The sequence below is a fragment of the Vibrio sp. Vb1554 genome (genome assembly GCF_033344235.1).
Map to the genome: position 1 here is coordinate 1 of NZ_JAWPOJ010000320.1, position 1,171 is coordinate 1,171.

Below are 1,171 nucleotides of genomic sequence, written 5' to 3' on the forward strand. Positions count from 1 at the left end.
AATGGACTCAAGTTGATTGTGTTCCCAATCCGCCACTTGCGTGTGTTCGCCATCGATTGCTGCGGTCAGTATCCACTGCCCATTTCGCTGTTGTATATCAAAGTAACCAGCAAATCGACGGCACGTCGTGAAGCCAAACAAGGTGTAACCAGCAGAATCCTCAATCACTAGATAGTTGTAGTAACGCTTAGGTGCATGTTGCGAGTACACACGGTATGGGGGAATGTTGTCGGGGCAGCGACCTATTTCAATCGGGTGCGTGATCGTTCCTGACGTTTGCGCCAACATTTGAAAACCATCACCAATCACGTTGGCTTCGTGCTCGTATAGAAACGGCATTTCGAACAGCACTTCACGGTCAGTAAAGGTCTTATTGTGAAGCCCAGAGAAAGAGAAATGGGCTTGATTACCAATCACATCCACGTGCAGATCGTTATCGATGATCGTCATTTCGGAATGGTTGGCTAACTGAATGGTCTGAGCCATATTGCATCTACTCACTGATTATTATTGTTTTGTGTCCAATTGACCCCACGATGCTTGGTTGCGCGTGAAGCCTTTTGAATATGACTTCATTATCCTGTGAATGATGCGAGCAATTCGTTATTTTCGTCACGAATCCATGCACTCTGACGCTCAAAAACGGTTATTGAGATAACGCTCACTGAAATTTTGGTTAAAAAAATACCAGCCCGAAGGCTGGTATTTCGATTTATGCAAATTGCACTAATTAAGCAACTTCGATTGGACCACCGAATGAAGTCACTGGCGGTACTTTGCCTGTGAACTTCTCGAAGTCTACGATACATGTGTTCGCAGAAGTCGCTTGAGCAAGCTCAGAAGAGCCGATGTCCTGCGTTAGCGTATTAGGGTCACCGTAAGTACAGATTGCGCCTTCTTTCTCGTTTAGAGGGCCGTACCATGCGCCTTCTTCGATACGGATAACGCCACGTGGGTAACTGTCAGTTAGAACAGCACCAGCTAGTAGCTGACCGCGGCCGTTGAATACGCGTACCAAGTCACCGTCTTTGATGCCTTTTGCTTTTGCATCGATTGGGTTGATGTAAACAGGCTCACGACCTTGCACCGCGTATGTCGCGCGGAACTCTTCAGACTCACACATTTGAGAGTGCAGACGCTTGTCTGGGTGACAAGACTGCAACCAGAATGG

1 protein-coding gene and 1 pseudogene are annotated in these 1,171 nt (G+C 47.2%); both read right to left on the reverse strand.

Annotation, left to right across the window (positions count from 1 at the left end):
• A pseudogene (locus tag R8N28_RS25955) lies at nt 1–486 on the reverse strand (glycosyl hydrolase); the annotation flags it as partial.
• A 244-nt stretch (nt 487–730) separates the two neighbouring features.
• Nucleotides 731–1,171 (reverse strand): molybdopterin dinucleotide binding domain-containing protein (locus tag R8N28_RS25960; RefSeq protein WP_318183751.1); only part of this gene is annotated, 441 nt, incomplete at its 5' end.